Origin of the sequence: Streptomyces sp. NPDC058751 (assembly GCF_042746485.1) — a bacterium.
Taxonomy (GTDB): Bacteria; Actinomycetota; Actinomycetes; order Streptomycetales; family Streptomycetaceae; genus Streptomyces.
In genome coordinates this window covers 12894-32741 of sequence record NZ_JBHYPZ010000064.1, presented here as the reverse complement: position 1 = coordinate 32741, position 19848 = coordinate 12894, and the positions used below count along the sequence as shown (strand labels likewise).

The window sequence follows — 19848 nt, the reverse complement described above, 5'->3', positions numbered from 1 at the left end:
CGGGCCGAGGGTGCCGCCGGGCGTCGGGGTGGCACTCGGGTCCTCCGGCGCGGGCATCCGGTGGAAGGTGCCGCCTGCGACCGGATTTCCCATGGATCGGTGCACGGGTCTCCGGACAGGGGGCGGCACGCCGTGCGCGACGCGGGCGGTGCCGTCACCGACGACGCCGTCAGCTGCCTGACGACCGGTCAGCACGCGCCGGAGACGGAGGCCGGGCGGCGGTCCTCCCGGATTCTTCTCCGCATCTCTATGGTGTGTCTCACGAACGAGCTGCATACTGTATGCAGTTCTCACGGGAGGCTGTACGCGAGGAAGGGGCACCCCGTGTCCTACCGCACCGCTCTTTCCGCCGTTCTGGCCGAAGCCGTGGCGCCCGCGGCCGGACCGGCCGTCCGGGAAGGCAGGTTCCCCCGGGACGCCGTGTCGGCGTTGGGCCGTGCCGGGCTGCTCGGCCTCACGGTCTCCCCGGATCTCGGCGGTGGTGGGCTCGGGCTGCCGGAGGCCGTCGACGTGGTCGCGCGGACCGCGCGCGTCTGCCCGGCGACCGCCGCCGTGCTCACGTCCCACTTCGCGGCGGTCGCCGCCATCGAGTCCTGCGGTGGTTCCTGGGCGCGCGAGGAGATCGCCGCCGGGCGGCACCTCGTGAGCCTCGCGCTGGACGAGGGTCCGGACGAGGGTCTGTGCGGGAAGCCGTACGGAAGGCCCTCCTCGGCCGCCGCCCGTTTCGCCGACGTGGTCGCACTGCGGGGCCGCAAGTGCCAGGTGGTCGCGGCGGGCGAGGCCGACAGCTACCTCTGGTCCTCCCGGCCGCTCTCCGGGCCGGACGGTCTGACGCTGTGGGTCGTTCCGGCGCAGGCCCCGGAGCTGTTCGTCCCCGCCCGGCCCGGCGGGGGAGGGCCCGGGGGCAGCGGGACCTCCACCCTGTGCGCGGACCCGGTGCTCGTTCCCGCCGACGTGATGCTCGGGCGGGACGGCGGAGGGCTCGGCGTCCTGCTGCGCCGTGTGCGGCCGTGGCTGCTGGAACTGGGGGCCGCCGCCGGTGGCGCACTCCTCGGGTCCGTCGCCGGGCCCGGGGGTGAAGGGCCCCGGCCTGCTCCTGACACCCTCGGGCCGGAGGGCGGGGAGCTCCGGCCCGCCCCCGCCGCGTGACCCGGCGGGCGGTGCGCGTGATGAGTCCCGTGCGCGAGACCCCGCGGTCAGCCCTGGTTCGTCCCCGCGGCGAGCTGCTTGCGGTAGAAGCCGGTGGTGCGCTCGGTGTGCTTGCGCATGACCTCGCCGGCGCGGTCGGAGTCGCCCTTGGCGATGGCCCTGATGAGCTGGGCGTGTTCGTTCCAGGCTTCCTTGCCGCGGGGCCGCGCGATCGGCGTGTAGTACCAGCGCACCTTCTGGCCGACGCCCGCGATCAGTTCGGCCAGTACGGCGTTGCCGGCGATCGAGGTGACGAAGGCGTGCAGCCCGGTGTTGGCCGCGACCAGCCGTTCGATGTCGCTCGCGGCGAGGGCGTCGACGCCCTCCTGGTGCAGCTCCCAGAGCCGCTCGACGTCCTCGGGCTTCGCGTTCTGGGCGGCGAGCTGGGCCGAGTAGGTCTCCAGGACCGCGCGCACACCGAGGAGTTGGGCGGCCTCCTCCTCGGTGGGGGAGTGGACGAAAGCCCCCTGGGCGGGGCGCAGGTCGACCCAGCCGTCCGTCTGGAGCCGCTGCAGGGCTTCCCGTACGGGCTGGCGGCTGACCCCGAGGTGCTCGGCGAGCTCGGCCTCGACGAGGTGCTGGCCGGGCTTGAGCGAGCCGTTGACGATCAGCTCGGTCAGGGCGTCGTACACCGCCTGGCGGAGCGGTGCCGGGCGGGTGACGCGCCGGGTCGCGGCGGCCGTGAGTGCCTCACGCATGGGAGCCCCGTTCCGCCGACGGGCCCCGCGGGGCCGACGGCTCTGCCAAGAGGTGGCCGCCGAAAGGGTTGCCGACGGCTGCGACAGCATACAGGTTTTCGTATGCAAGATGGTGAGTTGCCGGGAAATGATCCCAGGTCGGCTGGGGTGCCGCCGCGGGAGGCGTCGAGCCGCGCGAGCCCCTCGCCCTCGCTCGCAGCCGTCAATTCCCTTCCTGCTGAAGGAGGTTGCTTCGATTGAGTTCTGTATACAGAAGCCTGTATGGGGTACTGTCTCCGCAGGCAACGCCGGGGACCGTACGACGGAAGGCGGAGCGATCATGACGGCCAGCGTGAACGGGATGACGGTCGAGGGCGTGGTCCGCAGGGCGGCCGCCGCCCACCGGGACGAGCGCGGCGCGCTCCTGCCCGTACTGCACGCCGTACAGGCCGAGTTGGGGCACGTGCCGCGGGAGGCGGTCGCGGTGCTCGCCGACGAGTTCAACCTCTCCCGGGCGGACGTCCACGGAGTGGTGACCTTCTACCACGACTTCCGCGCGGAACCGGCCGGACGCACCACCGTGCGCATCTGCCGGGGCGAGGCCTGCCAGGCGCTCGGCGCCGAGGGGCTGGTGGCCCACGCGCGCGCGGCCGGGCCGGCGCTCGGGGAGACGAGCGCGGACGGGGCCGTCACCGTCGAGCAGGTCTTCTGCCTCGGCAACTGTGCCCTGGGCCCGTCGGTGGAGGCGAACGGCCGGCTGTACGGACGCGTCGGACCGGCCCGGCTGGGCTCGATCCTGGACGGGACGGTCTCCTCGTGAACACCGACACCGACACCGGCGCCAACGCCAAGGCCGACACCGACACCGATATCAACGCCAAGGCCGACGGCGACACCGATATCAACGCCAAGGCCGACGGCGACGCCGACGTCAGAGGTGCCGCACGCCCCGTGGCCACCGTCTACGTCCCCCGCGACTCGGCGGCCCGGTCCGTCGGCGCGGACGACGTCGCGGACGCCCTGCGACAGGCCGCCGTACGAGGCGGCTTCCCCCTCGACGTCGTACGCAACGGCTCACGCGGCATGCTCTGGCTGGAACCCCTGGTCGAGGTGGTGACCCCGCGGGGCCGCGTCGGATACGGGCCCGTCGCCCCGTCCGACGTCGAGGACCTGCTCGCCTCCGGCATGCTCGACGGCGCCGGCCATCCCCTGCGGCTCGGCCTCGTGGACCGACTCCCCTGGCTGGCACGGCAGAACAGGGTCACCTTCGCCCGGGTCGGCGTCACCGACCCGCTGTCCCCGGACGACTACGTGGCGCACGGCGGCCTCGCGGGACTGCGCGCCGCACTGGAGCGAGAGCCCGCGGACGTGGTCGCCGAGGTCACCGCCTCCGGCCTGCGCGGCAGGGGCGGCGCGGGCTTCCCGGCCGGCGTCAAATGGAAGACCGTCCTCGACTGCGCGGACGGGCTCAAGTTCGTCTGCTGCAACGCCGACGAGGGCGACAGCGGCACCTTCGCCGACCGGATGGTCATGGAGGGCGACCCGTTCGTGCTCATCGAGGGCATGACCATCGCGGCGCACGCGGTCGGGGCGAGCGAGGGCTACCTCTACATCCGCTCCGAGTACCCGGACGCGGTCGCCACCATGCGGGCCGCGATCGGCGTCGCCCGCGAACACGGCTGGCTCGGCGAGGACGTCCTCGGCTCCGGACTCGACTTCGACCTGCACGTGCGCGTCGGCGGCGGCGCGTACATCTGCGGCGAGGAGACCTCCATGCTGGAGAGCCTGGAGGGCAGGCGCGGCACGGTCCGCGCCAAACCCCCGATCCCGGCGGTCGAGGGCCTGTTCGGCAGACCGACCGTGGTGAACAACGTGCTCACCCTCGCGACGGTCCCCGTCGTGCTCGCCTCCGGCGCGCGCGCCTACGCCGACCTCGGTGTCGAACGCTCCCGCGGCACCCAGGTCTTCCAGCTCGGCGGCAACATCGCGCGCGGCGGCATCGTCGAGACCGCGTTCGGCGTCACCCTGCGCGAACTGGTCGAGGACTTCGGCGGCGGTACGTTCTCCGGACGCCCGGTGCGCACGGCTCAGGTCGGCGGACCCCTCGGCGCCTACCTCCCCACGTCGATGTTCGATCTGCCGATGGACTACGAGGCGTTCGCGGAGGCCGGGGCGATGGTCGGCCACGGAGGCGTCGTCGTCTTCGACGACACCGTCGACATGGCCGCCCAGGCCCGCTTCGCGATGGAGTTCTGCGCCGCCGAGTCCTGCGGCAAGTGCACACCGTGCAGGGTCGGTTCGGTACGCGGCGTCGAGGTCATCGACAGGATCACGGCCGGCCGGGACCGGGACGAGAACCTGGCGCTCCTGGAAGACCTGTGCGAGCTGATGACCGACGGTTCGCTGTGCGCGATGGGCGGGCTCACGCCGATGCCCGTACGCAGCGCCCTCACCCACTTCCCCGACGACTTCCTCGCCCGCGGATCCGACCCGGGGGCCGACTCCCGGCGGACCGGCGGCGCGAGGGGGGAGGGAACGACATGACACTGCTCAAGGAACCCGACTTCGGAACCCCGGAACGCCCCGGCGAGGCCACGGTGTCGCTGGAGGTCGACGGGCTGGCGGTGACCGTCCCCGAAGGCACCTCGGTGATGCGCGCCGCCGCGCTCGCCGGCGTCGACGTCCCCAGACTGTGCGCCACCGACAGCCTGGAGCCCTTCGGCTCCTGCCGGCTGTGCGTGGTGGAGATCGACGGCCGACGCGGCACCCCGGCCTCCTGCACCACCCCGGTGGCGGACGGGATGACCGTCAGGACCCAGACGCCGAAGGTGGAGAAGCTCCGCCAGGGCGTCATGGAGCTGTACATCTCCGACCACCCGCTCGACTGCCTGACCTGTCCCGCCAACGGCGACTGCGAACTCCAGGACATGGCGGGCGCGGTGGGCCTGCGGCAGGTGCGCTACGGCTACGAGGGCGAGAACCACCTCGACGCCGAGAAGGACACCTCCAACCCGTACTTCGACTTCGACCCCGCCAAGTGCATCGCCTGCTCCCGCTGCGTGCGCGCCTGCGGCGAGGTCCAGGGCACCTTCGCGCTCACCATCGAGGGACGCGGCTTCGACTCCAAGGTCTCGCCCGGCGCCGCCGAGACGTTCATGGACTCCGAGTGCGTCTCCTGCGGGGCCTGCGTCCAGGCCTGCCCGACCTCCACGCTCCAGGAGAAGTCGGTGGTCGAACTCGGCATGCCGACCCGGTCGGTGGTCACCACCTGCGCGTACTGCGGTGTCGGCTGTTCCTTCAAGGCCGAGCTGCGCGGCGACGAACTCGTCCGCATGGTGCCGTACAAGGACGGCGGCGCCAACGAGGGCCACTCCTGTGTGAAGGGCCGGTTCGCCTTCGGCTACGCCACCCACCCCGACCGGGTCCTCACACCCATGGTCCGCGACAGGATCACCGACCCCTGGCGCGAGGTCGGCTGGGACGAGGCCATCGGCACGGTCGCCCGGCGGATGCGGGACATTCAGCGCCGCCACGGGCGGGGTTCGATCGGCGCGATCTCCTCGTCGCGGTGCACCAACGAAGAGGTGTACGTCGTCCAGAAGATGGTGCGGGCCGCGTTCGGCAACAACAACGTGGACACCTGCGCCCGCGTCTGCCACTCCCCGACCGGGTACGGGCTCAAGCAGACCTTCGGCGAGTCGGCCGGCACCCAGGACTTCCGCTCGGTGGCCCAGGCCGACGTCATCATGGTGATCGGGGCCAACCCCACCGACGGACACCCGGTGTTCGCCTCCCGGATGAAGCGGCGCCTGCGCGAGGGCGCGAAGCTCGTCGTCGTCGACCCCCGCCGCATCGACCTGGTGCGCTCCCCGCACATCGAGGCCGCGCACCACCTCCAGCTCCGGCCCGGCACCAATGTCGCCGTCGTCAACGCCATGGCCCACGTGGTCGTCACCGAGGGTCTCGTCGACCGTTCCTTCGTGGACAGCCGGTGCGAAGGCTTCGACGCCTGGGCGGAGTTCGTGGCCCGGCCCGAGAACAGTCCGGAGGCCACCGAGCCGATCAGCGGGGTCCCCGCCGGTCAACTGCGCGCCGCCGCACGGCTGTACGCGACCGCGCCCAACGGCGCCGTCTACTACGGCCTCGGCGTCACCGAGCACAGCCAGGGCTCGACCATGGTCATGGCCATGGCCAACCTCGCGATGGCGTGCGGCAACATCGGCCGCGACGGCGTCGGGGTCAACCCCCTGCGCGGGCAGAACAACGTCCAGGGCTCCTGCGACATGGGCTCCTTCCCGCACGAACTGCCCGGCTACCGCCACGTGTCCGACGACGCCGTGCGCGAGGTGTTCGAGAACCTGTGGGGAGGCACGCTCCTCGCCGAACCCGGACTGCGCATCCCCAACATGTTCGACGCCGCGATCGACGGCACGTTCCGCGGACTGTTCGTGCACGGCGAGGACATCGCGCAGTCCGACCCCAACCTCCAGCACGTCGCCGCCGCGCTCGAAGCCATGGAACTCGTCGTCGTGCAGGACCTGTTCCTCAACGAGACCGCCAAGTTCGCGCACGTCTTCCTGCCCGGGGCCTCCTTCCTGGAGAAGGACGGCACGTTCACCAACGCCGAGCGCCGGATCAACCGGGTGCGCGCCGTGACGAAGCCGAGGACGGGCAGGCACGAGTGGCAGATCGTGTGCGAGATCGCCACCGCCATGGGCTACCCGATGGCGTACGACCGTCCGGCCGCGATCATGGACGAGATCGCCGCCGTCACCCCGACGTTCACCGGCGTGTCCTTCGGCCTGCTCGACAAGCTGGGCAGCGTGCAGTGGCCGTGCAACGCCTCCGCTCCCGAGGGGACACCGGTGATGCACGTCGACGAGTTCGTGCGCGGCAAGGGCCGGTTCGTCGTCACCGCGTACGTGCCGACCAACGAGCGCAGCACCCGGCGCTTCCCGCTGGTGCTCACCACCGGGCGCATCCTCAGCCAGTACAACGTCGGCGCGCAGACCCGGCGTACGGGCAACGTCGCCTGGCATCCCGAGGACGTCCTGGAGCTGCACCCGCACGACGCCGAGGTCCGGGGCATCACCGACGGCGCGCTGGTGACGCTGGCCAGCCGCGTCGGGCGCACGACCCTGCGGGCGGAGATCTCCGACCGGATGCCGGCCGGCGTCGTCTACACCACGTTCCACCACCCCGTGACCGGCGCCAACGTGGTGACCACGGAGAACTCGGACTGGGCGACCAACTGCCCGGAGTACAAGGTGACCGCCGTGCAGGTCGGGCTCGCCCGTCCGCTCGTGCACGACGGGAGGAAACCCGAGCGGGTCCGGGACGAGCGGTCCGGACGGGCCGGGGACGAGACACCCGAGCGGGCCGCCGACGACGTCCTCACGGTGGTGGACTGAGATGACGGCGACCGTGCCACCGGAGCGCCGGATGGCCAACGACATCGCCGTGAACCTCGGCCACCTGCCGGAGGAGTCGGCAGCCGAGGCCGTGGCGGCCCACATAGGCCGCTTCTGGGACCCCCGCATGCGCTCCCGCCTCCTCGCGCACACCGACGAGGGAGCCGAGGGGCTGCACCCGCTGGTGATCGCCGCGGTACGGCTCCTGCGGGGGTCCCGGACGCGGGAGAACGGGCCGCGGGCGGAGACGGGAACGACCGTGACGACAGGACCTGCCAAGGAGGATCCCGGACCATGACCACCACCTCGACACCGGAGACCACGGCGGACACCGGCGCGAAGACCCAGCTCACCGACGGGTACCACCTGGTCGTCGACGCGCTGCGGATGAACGACGTCGACACGATCTACGGGGTCGTCGGCATCCCGATCACCGACCTCGCCCGCCTCGCGCAGGCGCGGGGCATCCGCTACATCGGCTTCCGGCACGAGAGCAACGCGGGGCACGCGGCCGCGGCCGCCGGGTTCCTCACCAAGAAGCCCGGCATCTGTCTGACCGTGTCCGCGCCCGGGTTCCTCAACGGTCTGGTCGCGCTGGCCAACGCCACCACCAACTGCTTCCCCATGGTGCAGATCTCCGGTTCCAGCGAGCGCCATCTGGTCGACCTCCGACAGGGCGACTACGAGGAGATGGACCAGCTCGCCGCCGCGCAGCCGTTCTGCAAGGCGGCCTACCGGGTGAGCCGCGTCGAGGACATCGGCCGGGGCATCGCCCGCGCGCTGCGCACCGCCGTCTCCGGCCGCCCCGGCGGGGTGTACCTCGACATCCCCGCCGCGGTGCTCGGCTCCGTCATGGACGCGGAGGCGGGCGCGAGGACGCTGAGCCGTCTCGTCGACCCCGCCCCGCGCCAGTTCCCGGGGCCCGAGGCGGTCGACCGGGCCGTCGAACTGCTCGCGGGCGCGGAACGGCCGCTGCTGGTGCTCGGCAAGGGCGCCGCGTACGCGAGGGCCGACGACCGCGTCCGCGAGTTCGTCGAGTCCACCGGCATCCCGTTCGTCCCGATGTCGATGGCCAAGGGCCTGCTGCCCGACGACCACCCGCAGTCGGCGGCCACCGCCCGGTCGCTGGCCCTGAAGCGGGCCGACGTCGTGATGCTTGTCGGCGCCCGCCTCAACTGGCTGCTGGGCCACGGCCGGGCACCGCAGTGGAACCCGGACGCCCGGTTCATCCACGTCGACATCGAGGCCGGGGAGATGGACAGCAACCAGCCCATCGCGGCCCCGCTCGTCGGCGACATCGAGTCGGTGCTGGACGCGATCGCCGAGCGCGCCAAGCCCGGCCGGATCACGGCCCCCGCCGCCTGGCGCGCGGAACTCGGCGCGCGGTCGGCGCGGAACGTGGCGAAGATGGCGGAGCGGCTGCGGGCCGACCCGCACCCCATGCAGTTCATGGGCGCCCTGAAGGCCGTGCGCGACGTGGTGCGCGAACACCCGGAGACGTACATCGTCAACGAGGGCGCGAACGCGCTGGACATCGCGCGCAACGTCATCGACATGCACGTACCGCGGCACCGCCTCGACAGCGGCACCTGGGGGGTCATGGGCATCGGCATGGGCTACGCGATCGCCGCCGCCGTCGAGAGCGGCGGCGCCCCGGTCGTCGCCGTGGAGGGGGACAGCGCCTTCGGGTTCAGCGGCATGGAACTGGAGACGATCTGCCGCTACGGGCTGCCCGTCGTCACGGTCGTCATGAACAACGGCGGTGTCTACCGCGGCGACGACGTCAATCCCCTGGGCGACGCTCCCTCGCCGACCACCTTGATGTCCGCGGCCCGCCACGACCGGATGATCGAGGCGTTCGGCGGCAGGGGCTACCGCGCGACCACGCCCGCCGAGGTCACCGCCGCCCTCACCGAGGCGCTGGCCACCGGTGGCCCGGCGCTCGTCGACTGCGTCATCGACCCCTCCGCCGGCACCGAGAGCGGCCACATCGCCCACCTGAACCCGAAGGGGATCACGGGCGGGAACATCGCGGCGGCCGCGAGGTGAGCCGCGAACCCCTTCCCGGGGGCGAGCGGGTCTGGTGATCGGGGACCCGGCGTGGGATCGTTTCGCGGTGACCGATGCCGCTCCCGGAACGACCGCGTCGGGACGGCCCGACGACCGCGTGCCGTCCGTGCTCCGCTTCGCGACGGAGATCGTGGCCTGGGTGGCCACCCCCTGGGCGCTGTCCGACCGTTCGTGGCCGCTCGCCGTGGCTTCCGTGGTGCTGCTCATCGGTCTGCCGACGGTCTTCTCGACGCCGGGAGACAAGGCCAACGTGGTCGTGCCGGTGCCGGGTTGGGTGACCGTGCTGCTGGTGCTGCTTCAACTCGCCGCCGCCGTGGTGTCCTCGTGGATCGCGTGGCCCGTGTGGGCGGCGGTCCCGGTCACCGTACTGGCCGCCGTGACCTGTGTGACGGAGCGCCGGCGTTGGCAGTGGCTGCTGAGCGGGGCGGGGAGAGACCGCCGGGTGGTCTGAACCCCTTTCCGGGCCGGGCGCGTTCCGGGACGTGCGGGGTCAGTCGTCCGCGTCGGAGTGGCCGTCGGTGAGTTCGGCGAACCCGTCGAGCAGTGCCGCGGCCGCGGTCACGTCGTCGGTGAGGGGGCGGTCCCGCATGTCCGGGTCCAGTGCCGCCGCCGCGCGGAGGTAGGCGCGGCCGGCCGGGGTGCCGGGCGCGGGCGGAGTGCCCCGCAGGCGCAACGCCCTTACGGCGGCGACGAGTTCGCAGGCAAGGACCAGCCGGTACGCCTCCGCCGCCCGCAGCGACTTGCGGGCGGCCTGGGTCGCGAAGGTCGCCGCCTCCTCCAGGCCCTGGGACAGCACGGCATGTCCGAGCGAGGCCGGGGTGGCGCACGCCTGTATCTCGGCCAGGGCGGAGGCGGAGCTGTACTCCAGGATCATGATCCCGGACCCGGCCGACGCGGCGTCGGCCAAGTAGGAGCGCAGGCCGGTCAGTTCGGGACGGCCGAGGGCGGACAGCCGGGCCGCCGAGAGCCGGGCCGTGCCGAGGACGGCGAGGCCGAGCCGGTCGAGCGCGAGGGTGAGCGGGGCGGCGAAGAAACCGCCGTGATGCCGGGCGACGGGAGCGCCCGTGACCTCGTCCCAGCCGATCAGCGGGTTCTCCGTGGCGGAGTTGAGATCGACGGACAGCACCCGCTCCAGGCCGGACCACGCCTCCATCGCGGGGCCGTGGGCCTGCGGGAAGCACCGGAAACCGAAGGGGTCCTGCACCCGTGGGGGCGGGCTTCCCGACGGCCCCGGTACCGGGCTTCCCGGCGGGCCCGGCACCCCCGCCCCCGTGCCGGAAGCCGCGCCGAGCAGCCACCGGACACATGCCGCCACCCGTGCGATCGCCGGGTGCGGATGGGCTTCGTGGACCTCCGGCGCGTACGGTTCGAGGGATCCGTCCACCGCGTGCAGGGCGAGCGCGGCCACGAGCGGTGCGGCACGCAGCGGGACGCCGAGGTCGTGCCAGGCGAGCGCGGACTCCCCGAGGGTGAGGGCGTTGCTGCTCAGCAGGGCCAGGGCGTCGCCGGGTCGGAGGGGGAGGGGTTCGGGGAAGGGAGGTTCGGCCGGTGCCGTCCCGGGCCCGGGGAGCGGAGGCCCGTCCGGTGCCACCCCGGCCGGAGGGCCCTCGGGCGACGGACCCCCGGGTGGCGGACCGCCGAGGGCACGGCGCTCCGCGACCGAGGTGTCCCGCATCCAGGTGTCGTGGCCGAAGAGCGCGAGCCCGAGCCGGGCCAGCGCGGTCAGATCACCGGTGCCCACGGACCCGTGCTCGGGAATCCGGGGGTGCACTCCCGCCCGCAGGGCCCGCGCGACGGCCGTGGCGATCTCGGGGCCCAACCCCGACCCACCGGACAGGAGTTGGTTGAGGCGCACCGCCATCATCGCGCGGACCCGGCGGGCCGGCAGGGCCTCGCCCACCCCGCCCGCGTGGCTCAGCAGCAGCCGCAGGTCGTGGCCCGCGCCGTCGTGTTCCTCGACGGCGAGACCCCGGTGCGCTCCCACTCCGGTGCTGCGTCCGTAGACGCGGGCACCCTCGGCCGCCAGCCGGTGCGCGGCCCGCCGGGTGTGCTCCATCGCGTCGAGTGCCGCCGGGCACGGTGAAGGAGGCGGCGCCCCGTCGGCGATCCGGGCCACCGTGGCGGGATCGAGACGCCGGCCGTCGAGGACGGCACGGGCCGGTGGGCTCCCGGCGGCCGGGGCACCAGGGGCCGAACGGACGGGCGGGGCGTCGGTGGCCGGGCGACCGCCGGGAGGGCGGCCGACGGCCGGATCGCGGGGAGTCGGACCGCAGGCGGCGGGGGCGCAGGGAACGGGGCCGGTCCCGGCCGTGCGTTCGAGCATGACGGGCGTCCACTCCTCACATGACGGGCGTCCACTCCTCAGCCGTACACCGTCACCGTCAAGAGCCCGGGCCGGGAGGACGCCCTCCCGGCCCGGGCGACCGTCATCCGGTCGCGGACGCCGGTGTCAGCCCAGTTTCGCCGAGGCCAGCCAGTTCTTGGCGACGTCCAGCGGGTCCTTGTTGCCGTCCTGCACCTCGCTGTTCAGCTTCACCAGGGTCGCGGTGTCGAGCTTCGCCGAGATGTCGTTGAGGACCGAGACGCCGGCCGCGGGCAGAGCGCTCTTGTACGTGAGCGGAGTCACGTTCTGGAACCCGAAGAGACCCTTGGGGTCCTGCAGTACGACGAACTTGTTCTTGTCGATCCCGGGGTCCGTCGTGAAGAGGTCCGCGGCCTGGATGCTGTTCCCCTTCAGTGCCGCCACGGTGAGCGGGCCGCCCGCGTCCAGGGCCTTGAAGCTCTTGAAATCGAGACCGTAGACGGACTTCAGGCCCTTCATGCCCTGCTGCCGGGTCTGGAACTCGGGCGAGCCCCCGAGGACCAGGTCCTTCGCCACGTCGGCGAGGTCGCCGATGGTCGACTTCTCCGTGAGGCCGTACTTCTCGGCCGTCGCCTCGTTCAGGGCGACCGCGTCCTTGTCCTGGGCCTCGGAGGACTCCAGCAGGGACAGCTTCGGGTCGAGCTTGGCCGAGATGGCCTGGTTGGTCTCCTCGGTGCTCGCCGGAGCGGCCTTGCCGTCCAGGTAGGCGAGCAGCGCGCCGTTGTACTCCGGGAGGACCGTGATCGTACCGTTCTTGATCAGTCCGTACGTGGTCTCGCGGCTGCCGATGTTCAGCTTGTAACTGACCTTGATTCCCTTGGACTTGAGGGCCTCGCCGTAGATGTCGGCGAGCAGGATGCTCTCGGGGAAGTTGTTCGAACCGACAACGACCGTACCGGCCTTGGCGGTGTCTCCCTTCAACGGGTCCTTGTTGCCCGAGTCGTCGGAGGAGCCGCAGCCCGTGAGCGCGGCGGCGGCCACAACCAGCAAGGAGAGAGCGGAGGTTGCGGAGGTTCGAGTGCTTCTGGCGATGGTCACTTGTTCATCCAGACTTGGCAATCGGTGGGGCGGTTGGTGACTGGTGGGCACGGGTGACGGTCCCGACGATCCAATCGAGCCGTCTCAACTACCGTCAAGACACGAATAGATCACTGATGGGGACCGTGCAGCTTCAGCCCGTAGGCGCAACGTGACCGAAACGGGAGCGAATCAGGCGTCTTCGCGTGTCACTTTTCGATTGATCATGGCCGCGCTCTGACGGCAGCCGCTAGTGTTGGCCGCGTCGAGGGCCCCCTTCCACTTGTCGGCCCGATCGCGCTGCTCGTGACCACTGATCCATGCAGGCCTGTATCCGGGCTTCCAACGGGGAATGAAGTCAAGGAGGTTGGGTGCCCGCGCACAGAAAAGCCGCCTCGGAGCAGCCGTCCACTGCTCTCGGGACCGGTCGGACACCGTCTCTGCTGGACCGCTGGCCCTTCCGCCGGAAACTCAACGTCCTGGTGATCGTGCCGCTCGCCGTCATCTCGGTGATGCTCGCCTACGTCGTCTCCGGCGAGATCGGCAAGGCCAGGTCCGCCGCCGACACCGCCCGACTCGTGCGCGACAGCACGCAGGTGACGAAACTCATAGACGCCGTGCAGACCGAGCACCGGCAGGCGCTGCTGGTCTCCCTGCGCCACGAGGCCGCGCGCCCCGGGGAGAGCGCCCCGGACACCGCCGCCTATCTGGCCGCGCAGGACAAGGTCACCACCCGTATCGAAGCGGTCCGGGCCGCCTACGGCGACCGGCTGCCCGACGGCGAGGCCCAGGTGCTGAAGGAACTCGAGGGCCTGGACAGCCTCCGCGAGACCGTCGAGCAGGGGCCGATCCCCGCCGACAACATCGATCCCGCCTACGGATCGGTGATCGAAGGACTCATCGACGGCCTCGGTCTCGGCCGGTCGGGCAGTGAGTCCTCCGCGTCCGCGGGCAACCTGCTCGACGCGCTGCTGCGCGCCGACACCGCCCACGCCTCGTTCGAGACCAGTGTCTTCGCCGCCCGCACGCGTGACGCCAACGCGCTCATCGAGTTCACCGGCGCCGTCGGCGACTACGACCAGTACAGCTACCAGGCCGAGCGGTTCACCCGGCTCGCCGGCTCCGAACAGGGCTCCGACCTCGCCGGCATCGAGCACAGCCCGTACCAGAGCGTCATCACCCAGCACTGGGCCGCGCTCCAGGTCGACACCGGAGCGCTGGTCGCCGAGAACGCGACCCAGCTGCGGGCCGCGCTCGACGAGGCGCTGCGCGCCGGCCCCACCTACGAGCGGCAGGCCGAGAACCGGCTGAAGATCGTCCAGTCGCTGATCGACGGCATCGCGGAAAGCGCCCAGTCCGCCTCGAACGCCGCCTGGTGGCGGGTGGTCTGGCTGATCACCGGCATCCTGGCCGCCTTCGCGGCCTGGCTGCTGTTCTCCGTGCTGATCCGGCGCTCGGTGGTACGGACCGTACGCACCCTCACGGCGGCGGCCAAGCACGTGGCCGGCGCCGCCGGGAGCGAACTCGCCCGCGTCGCCGACGACGACGCCGACGACGCGAGCCCGCCGCGGCTGGAGGCCGTTCCCGTGCCGGTGCGCGACGAGATCGGCGAACTGGCCGAAGCCTTCAACCAGGTCCAGGTCACCGCGGGCGCGCTGCTGGAACGCCAGGTCGTCAGCCGGCGCAACACCGCCGAGATGTTCGGCAACGTCGGCCGCCGGGTCAGCAACCTGACGGCCCGCCAACTCTCCCTGATCGACTCCGTGGAGCGCGGCGAGACCGACCCCGAGGTACTGGACCGGCTCTACCGCATCGACCACATCGCCGTCCGCCTCCAGCGCAACGCCGACAGCCTCATGCTGCTCGCCGGGATCAGCGAGACAGGGCTCACCACCGAACCGATGCGGCTCAGCAACATCGTCCGCGCCGCGCTCGGCCAGATCGAGGACTACCAGCGCGTCACCCCGCACGCCGAGGGCGATGTCACCGTCGTCCCGGACATCGTCGGCGATCTGACCCTGATGCTCGCCGAACTCCTGGAGAACGCCGTGATGTTCTCCCCGGCGACCAGTGGTGTCGAGGTCGTCCTGCGGCCCCGTCACCAAGGGGGCGGAGCCCTCGTGGAGATCATCGACCACGGACTCGGCATGAGACCCGAGCGGCTGGAACAGGAGAACGCCCGGTTGATCCGGCGCGAGCGCCTCGACCTCGCGCCCACGGAGGTGCTCGGTCTGTTCGTGGTCGGCGGTCTGTCCCGGCGCTGGGGCATCGAGGTCGCCCTGTCCCGTACCCCCGGCGGAGGTGTCACCGTCACCGTCGCGGTGCCCGCCGTCCACCTCGTGCCCGATGACCAGGGCTCCGCCGCGCGGGTCCCGCGCATGCAGCCGCCCGTGCGCCGCGCCGGTGCCCACGAGCCGCGCAAGGCCCGCGTCGAGGCGCCGAGCGGCCCCTCGGGCCTGCCCCGCAGGGTGCCCTCCTGGTCCCGGGCCGCCGAGTCCTCCGGCCACGCCCGCCGTTCGGAGGCGGCCGACACCGGAGCCGAGCGCGCCACCACGCACGGCGGCGCCCGGCCCGGCAGCGGAGCCGACCCGGCGCCCACCGGCCCGGCACGCTCCGGTGACGCCGGTCCGCTGCGCCGCCGGGTCCGCGGGGCGACCCTGTCGGCCGGCACCGCGGCGAGCCGGCTGCCCCGGCCCACGGAACCCCCCACCCACCGCAGGCCGCCCTCCTGGCAGCCCACGGACGCCGAGGCCGCACGGTCCGAACTCGACGAGTTCGAGGCCGCCGTCATGCGGGCCGAACGCGAGAGCGCCACCGAGGACCGCACGGCCTCGGTGACCCGGCCGGGCGGCAGACCCGTCGGTCCGGCCGGGACCGACACCGACAGAAGACCCTCATCCCCGGAAGGCATGAGCACGTGACCATGTGGACAGGCGGGCCCGAGTCCCGGACAGCGGACGGCGCGGCGGACGTGAAGGCCGCCGCCGCCGACTTCAACTGGCTGCTCAACCGATTCGCCACCGAGACGGCCGGGGTCGTCGACGTCATCGGCGTCTCCTCCGACGGACTGCTCATCGCGGTCTCCCAACTGCGCGGCCAGGCCGACTCCGAGCGGCTCGCGGCGATCGTCTCCGGAATGACCAGCCTCGCCATGGGGGCCTCCGGCAACTACGGCCTCGGGGGCCTCAACAAGGTCATCATCGACCTGGAGGAGGGACACGTGCTGGTGTCGGCGCTGGGCGCCGGAGCGGTGCTCGGAGTGGTCACCTCCAAGGAGGCGAAACTCGGCAACATCGCCTACGAGATGACCCTCTTCGCCAACAGGGCCGGCGCGGTGCTCAGTCCGCAGCTGGTGATGGAGCTGAAGAGGACGGTGGGCGTCGCGCCGGCCGGCTGACCGCACCGGCCGGCCGATGTCCGACGGCGTGTCACATGACCGGTGATGCGCGCAGAGTTGAAGGGGGAGGACGTGATGACGTCCGGCGAGCCATTGGCCGGCGACGACGCCGAACGGGGGGCGGAACGCCCGGTCTCGGTCGTCCGGCCGTTCCTGCTGACCGCGGGACGGATCGCCGGCGGCGACAGTCTCGTACCGCCGATCCCGATCGAGACACAGGTGGTGGCCACGCGTGTGGGGCTGGCGGCGCTGGACCGTTTCGTGTTCGATCAGCACCGCGACATCATCTCGGTCTGCCGCGAGCCGCAGTCGCTCGCGGAGATCGCGGCGAGACTGAGGATGCACCTGAACGTGGTCCGGGTCCTCGCCGACGACCTGCGCGCCGACGGCCAACTGGCCCTGTACGCGCCGCAGGCCCGCTCCAACCGTGATGTCACTGTTCTGCGAAGGGTGATCGATGGTCTCCGAGCTGTCCCCGACTCCCGGGGCGCGATCCGTGAGGGATGACGACGAGCGTCCCCGGCCGCCGCTGCCGGTGAAGATGGTGATCGCGGGCGGCTTCGGCGTGGGCAAGACCACGACGGTGGGGGCCATTTCGGAGATCGAGCCGCTGACCACCGAGGCGTCCATCACCTCGGTCGCGGCCGGGGTCGACGACCTCAGCCACACCCCGGCGAAGGTGACGACCACCGTCGCCATGGACTTCGGCTGCGTGACCCTCGACCCGACCCTGAAGCTCTACCTGTTCGGCACCCCCGGCCAGGAGCGGTTCGGGTTCATGTGGGACGACCTCGTCGAGGGCGCGCTCGGCGGGCTCGTGATCGTCGACACCCGGCGGCTCGACGACTGCTACGCGGCCGTCGACTACTTCGAGCACCGCGAGATCCCCTTCGCGGTGGCCGTCAACGCCTTCGACGGCAAGGTCGAACACGATCTGAACGACGTACGGTGGGCCCTCGACGTCGCCGACCACGTGCCGCTGACCGTGTTCGACGCCCGCGACCGGGGGTCCGTGCGGGACGCGTTGCTCGTCGTCCTGGAGCACGCCCTCGCCAGGGCCGAGGGCTGAGGGCGCTTTCCGGGAGGGCGGGAACGGCCCTCGGGCCGTCCCCGCCCCCGCCTCGTTACGAGGTCCGGCGCCAGCTCACCCCGGGGGAGACCGCCACCCGGCCCACGCCCCAGAACAGCACGAGGACGAGCAGCGCGAGGACGGCCGTGACGGCGGCCCCGCCCGCCACCTTCTCGTAGTCGTGCTGGTACATCCCGTCCAGGATGTACCGGCCGACCCCGCCGAGGGACACGTAGGCCGCGATCGTGGCGGTGGCGACGATCTGCACCGTCGCCGAGCGCAGCCCGCTGAGGATCAGCGGCAGCGCCGCCGGGACCTCGACCTGGAACAGGATCCGCGCCTCCGGCATGCCCATGCCGCGGGCGGCGTCGACGGGGGAGGGGTCCACGGTGCGGATCGCCTCGTAGGTGGTGACGAGGACCGGCGGGACCGCCAGCACCACGAGCGGGATCATCACCGGCACGATGCCGAGGCCCAGCCAGACGAACATCAGGACCAGGAGTCCGAAGGTCGGCAGCGCGCGGGCCCCGGCCGCCAGGAAGGCCAGCACGTTGCCGCCGCGCCCGGTGTGCCCGGTGACCAGCCCGACCGGCAGACCGATGGCCGACGCGATCGCGAGGGCCGCGGCCGTGTACTGGACGTGTTCCCACACGCGTTGCGGGATGCCGTCGTAGCCGTGCCAGTGGGAGCCGTCGCTGAAGAAGGCCTGCATGAAGTGCAGTACGTTCACGAGGTGCCCTCCGGGAGACGGGCGGCGGCGTCCGTGGCCCCGGAGCGCCCGGCGGTGCGGCCGGCGGCGCGGCCGGACGGGGGCTGCCAGGGAGTGAGCACCCGCCGCAGCAGGACCAGCAGCGCGTCGATCACGACCGCGAGGACGGCCAGGGTGACCACCGCGGTCACGGCGAGCCGCGGGCGGCCGTACAACTGCGCGTAGGTCAGCAGGTTTCCGAACGCGCCCTGGTTGCCGATCAGCGCGCCGACGCTCACCAGGCTGATGCTGGACGCGACGGCCACCCGCAGTCCGGCCACGATCGCCGGTACGGCGATGGGCAGTTGGACCTGGAAGTAGCGGCGCGCGAGGCCGATGCCCATGGCCGAGGCGGCGGCGTTCGTCTCCTCGGGGACGGAGCGGACCCCGTCGACGACGGCCGGCACGAGCACGACCAGGCTGTACAGGCACAGCGGGATCATCACCGTCGGCAGGCTCAGCCCGGTGTAGTCGATGAGCACCACGAAGAAGGCGATCGAGGGGATCGCGTACAGGACCGTCGAGGTCCACAGCACCGGCGCGTAGAGCCGGTCGAAGCGGACGCAGAGCAGTCCGATCGGCAGGGCCAGCAGCAGGCCGGCCAGCACGGGGACCAGCGCCTCCTCCATGTGGAGGGCGATCAGACCGCCGTAGCTGTGCTGGATGGCGCTCGGCATCTCGAAGAACTCGTTCATCGCCCGGCCTTCGCCGCGGGAGCCTTCGCCGCGGGTGTCTTCGGCGCGGCGTCCGCCGCCCGTCGCCCCCGGGCCGACCGGATCGCCGCGGCGACCGTCTCCTGTCCGGCGACCCCGAGCACCTTCCCCGAGCCGTCGACGCCGACGGCCTGTCCGGTCGGCGACAGCACGGCCCGGTCCAGGGCGACCCGCAGCGAGTCGCGGCCCACCTCGAAGCTCGGGCCGTACGGTTCGAGGTCCCCGGCCTCTCCGTCCCAGCTCGCGGGGTCGGCCCAGCCGAGCGGCCCGCCGTCGGCGTCGGTCACCAGCACGGGCGCCCCCTCGGGCCCGCGCGCGGCGATCTCCCGCCAGTCCGAGCCGACGGGGAAGACCCGGGAGCGGTCGAGTGCGAGATCGCGGGTGGACAGGAACGACAGACCGCGGATGCCCCGGTCGGAGCCGAGGAACTCCTCGACGAAGGGGTCGGCCGGCGACGAGAGGATCTCGTCGGGAGCCGCGAACTGGGCGAGCCTGCCGCCGGTGCGCAGTACGGCGATGTGGTCGCCGATGGTGATGGCCTCGTCCATGTCGTGGGTGACGAAGACGATGGCCTTGCCCAGTTCGCCCTGGATGCGCAGCAACTCCTCCTGCAGACCCCGGCGTACGACCGGGTCGACCGCGGAGAACGGCTCGTCCATGAGCAGGATGGGCGGGTCGGCCGCCAACGCCCTTGCCACACCGACCCGTTGCTGCTGTCCGCCGGAGAGCTGGTACGGGTAGCGGCGGGCCATGGCCGGGTCGAGGCCGACCCGTTCCATCAGTTCCGCCGCGCGCTCCCGTGCCCGCTGCCTGGACCAGCCGAGCAGCCGGGGCACCGTGGCGATGTTGTCGAGGACCGTCCGGTGCTGGAAGAGCCCGGCGTTCTGGATCACGTAACCCATGGAGCGGCGCAGGGCGTTGACCGGGCGGGAGCGGATGTCCTCGCCGTCGACCCTGATCGTGCCGCTGCTCGGCTCGACCATGCGGTTGATCATGCGGAGCGTGGTGGTCTTGCCGCAGCCCGAGGGGCCGACGAGAACGGTGATGGAGTGGTCCGGGATCTGCAGGGACAGGCGATCGACGGCCACCGTGCCGTCGGCGTATCGCTTGCTGACATCTTCGATGGCTATCAAGCGTCGAAACCCTTCGGGAACGGACTTGCCCGCGCGTGGCGCGATCACGTGCACGAGGGTGCG

The 19848-nt window shown here is 72.2% G+C and carries 17 protein-coding genes; 11 read left to right on the top strand and 6 right to left on the bottom strand.

Annotated features, from left to right (window positions below; translation table 11 throughout):
* Positions 1 to 324: 324 nt before the first annotated feature.
* Positions 325 to 1149, top strand: a complete 825-nt coding sequence (locus ACFW6B_RS38210; RefSeq protein ID WP_386603946.1) for an acyl-CoA dehydrogenase family protein — start codon at positions 325 to 327, stop codon at positions 1147 to 1149.
* 47 nt (positions 1150 to 1196) lie between these two features.
* On the opposite strand, the gene ACFW6B_RS38205 is transcribed toward ACFW6B_RS38210, so the two are convergent.
* Positions 1197 to 1886: a GntR family transcriptional regulator gene (locus tag ACFW6B_RS38205; protein WP_386603944.1), complete on the bottom strand. Its 690-nt coding sequence runs from the start codon at positions 1884 to 1886 to the stop codon at positions 1197 to 1199.
* Positions 1887 to 2205: 319 nt separating this feature from the next.
* Here ACFW6B_RS38205 and ACFW6B_RS38200 point away from each other — a divergent pair, with 319 nt between their 5' ends.
* The 6 genes from ACFW6B_RS38200 to ACFW6B_RS38175 all read left to right on the top strand — a co-directional run bounded on the left by ACFW6B_RS38200 (position 2206) and on the right by ACFW6B_RS38175 (position 9797).
* A complete protein-coding gene (locus ACFW6B_RS38200; protein ID WP_386603942.1) occupies positions 2206 to 2685 on the top strand; it encodes an NAD(P)H-dependent oxidoreductase subunit E in 480 nt (159 codons plus the stop codon).
* Positions 2686 to 2816: 131 nt separating this feature from the next.
* The gene (locus ACFW6B_RS38195) at positions 2817 to 4409 is read left to right on the top strand and encodes a formate dehydrogenase beta subunit (RefSeq protein ID WP_386603961.1); all 1593 of its coding nucleotides are present in this window, start codon (positions 2817 to 2819) and stop codon (positions 4407 to 4409) included.
* Complete coding sequence (fdhF, locus tag ACFW6B_RS38190) at positions 4406 to 7276, top strand: formate dehydrogenase subunit alpha (protein ID WP_386603940.1); 2871 nt, start codon at positions 4406 to 4408, stop codon at positions 7274 to 7276. Before ACFW6B_RS38195 ends, fdhF begins: the two co-directional genes overlap by 4 nt.
* 1 nt (position 7277) lies before the next feature.
* A complete protein-coding gene (locus tag ACFW6B_RS38185) occupies positions 7278 to 7574 on the top strand; it encodes a formate dehydrogenase subunit delta (RefSeq protein WP_386603938.1) in 297 nt (98 codons plus the stop codon).
* Complete coding sequence (gene oxc, locus ACFW6B_RS38180) at positions 7571 to 9325, top strand: oxalyl-CoA decarboxylase (RefSeq protein ID WP_386603936.1); 1755 nt, start codon at positions 7571 to 7573, stop codon at positions 9323 to 9325. The genes ACFW6B_RS38185 and oxc overlap by 4 nt, the downstream gene beginning before the upstream one ends.
* 67 nt (positions 9326 to 9392) lie before the next feature.
* On the top strand, positions 9393 to 9797 hold the full coding sequence (locus tag ACFW6B_RS38175) for a hypothetical protein (protein WP_386603934.1): 405 nt from the start codon (positions 9393 to 9395) through the stop codon (positions 9795 to 9797).
* A 39-nt stretch (positions 9798 to 9836) separates the two neighbouring features.
* Here ACFW6B_RS38175 and ACFW6B_RS38170 read toward each other — a convergent pair whose 3' ends face one another.
* Together ACFW6B_RS38170 and ACFW6B_RS38165 are read right to left on the bottom strand one after the other, a co-directional pair.
* The gene (locus tag ACFW6B_RS38170) at positions 9837 to 11669 is read right to left on the bottom strand and encodes an aromatic amino acid ammonia-lyase (RefSeq protein ID WP_386603932.1); all 1833 of its coding nucleotides are present in this window, start codon (positions 11667 to 11669) and stop codon (positions 9837 to 9839) included.
* Between the two features lie 126 nt (positions 11670 to 11795).
* The gene (locus ACFW6B_RS38165) at positions 11796 to 12698 is read right to left on the bottom strand and encodes an ABC transporter substrate-binding protein (RefSeq protein ID WP_386603930.1); all 903 of its coding nucleotides are present in this window, start codon (positions 12696 to 12698) and stop codon (positions 11796 to 11798) included.
* A gap of 398 nt (positions 12699 to 13096) precedes the next feature.
* On the opposite strand from ACFW6B_RS38165, the gene ACFW6B_RS38160 reads away from it, so the two are divergent.
* From ACFW6B_RS38160 to ACFW6B_RS38145, 4 genes are all read left to right on the top strand, one after another.
* A complete protein-coding gene (locus tag ACFW6B_RS38160; RefSeq protein WP_386603928.1) occupies positions 13097 to 15646 on the top strand; it encodes an ATP-binding protein in 2550 nt (849 codons plus the stop codon).
* 2 nt (positions 15647 to 15648) lie between these two features.
* Positions 15649 to 16122, top strand: a complete 474-nt coding sequence (locus tag ACFW6B_RS38155) for a roadblock/LC7 domain-containing protein (RefSeq protein ID WP_386603959.1) — start codon at positions 15649 to 15651, stop codon at positions 16120 to 16122.
* Positions 16123 to 16197: 75 nt separating this feature from the next.
* Positions 16198 to 16629 (top strand): DUF742 domain-containing protein, encoded by a 432-nt coding sequence (locus ACFW6B_RS38150; RefSeq protein ID WP_386603926.1) that lies wholly within the window; start codon positions 16198 to 16200, stop codon positions 16627 to 16629.
* Positions 16580 to 17191, top strand: coding sequence for an ATP/GTP-binding protein (locus tag ACFW6B_RS38145; RefSeq protein WP_386603924.1), 612 nt, complete (start codon positions 16580 to 16582; stop codon positions 17189 to 17191). The genes ACFW6B_RS38150 and ACFW6B_RS38145 overlap by 50 nt, the downstream gene beginning before the upstream one ends.
* A 55-nt stretch (positions 17192 to 17246) precedes the next feature.
* Here the strand turns inward: ACFW6B_RS38145 and ACFW6B_RS38140 are convergent, their stop codons facing one another.
* The 3 genes from ACFW6B_RS38140 to ACFW6B_RS38130 are packed head-to-tail and all read right to left on the bottom strand — an operon-like array spanning position 17247 to position 19785.
* Complete coding sequence (locus ACFW6B_RS38140) at positions 17247 to 17921, bottom strand: ABC transporter permease (RefSeq protein ID WP_386603923.1); 675 nt, start codon at positions 17919 to 17921, stop codon at positions 17247 to 17249.
* The gene (locus tag ACFW6B_RS38135; RefSeq protein WP_386603921.1) at positions 17918 to 18634 is read right to left on the bottom strand and encodes an ABC transporter permease; all 717 of its coding nucleotides are present in this window, start codon (positions 18632 to 18634) and stop codon (positions 17918 to 17920) included. Before ACFW6B_RS38135 ends, ACFW6B_RS38140 begins: the two co-directional genes overlap by 4 nt.
* A complete protein-coding gene (locus ACFW6B_RS38130; protein ID WP_386603919.1) occupies positions 18631 to 19785 on the bottom strand; it encodes an ABC transporter ATP-binding protein in 1155 nt (384 codons plus the stop codon). The genes ACFW6B_RS38135 and ACFW6B_RS38130 overlap by 4 nt, the downstream gene beginning before the upstream one ends.
* Positions 19786 to 19848 lie beyond the last annotated feature (63 nt).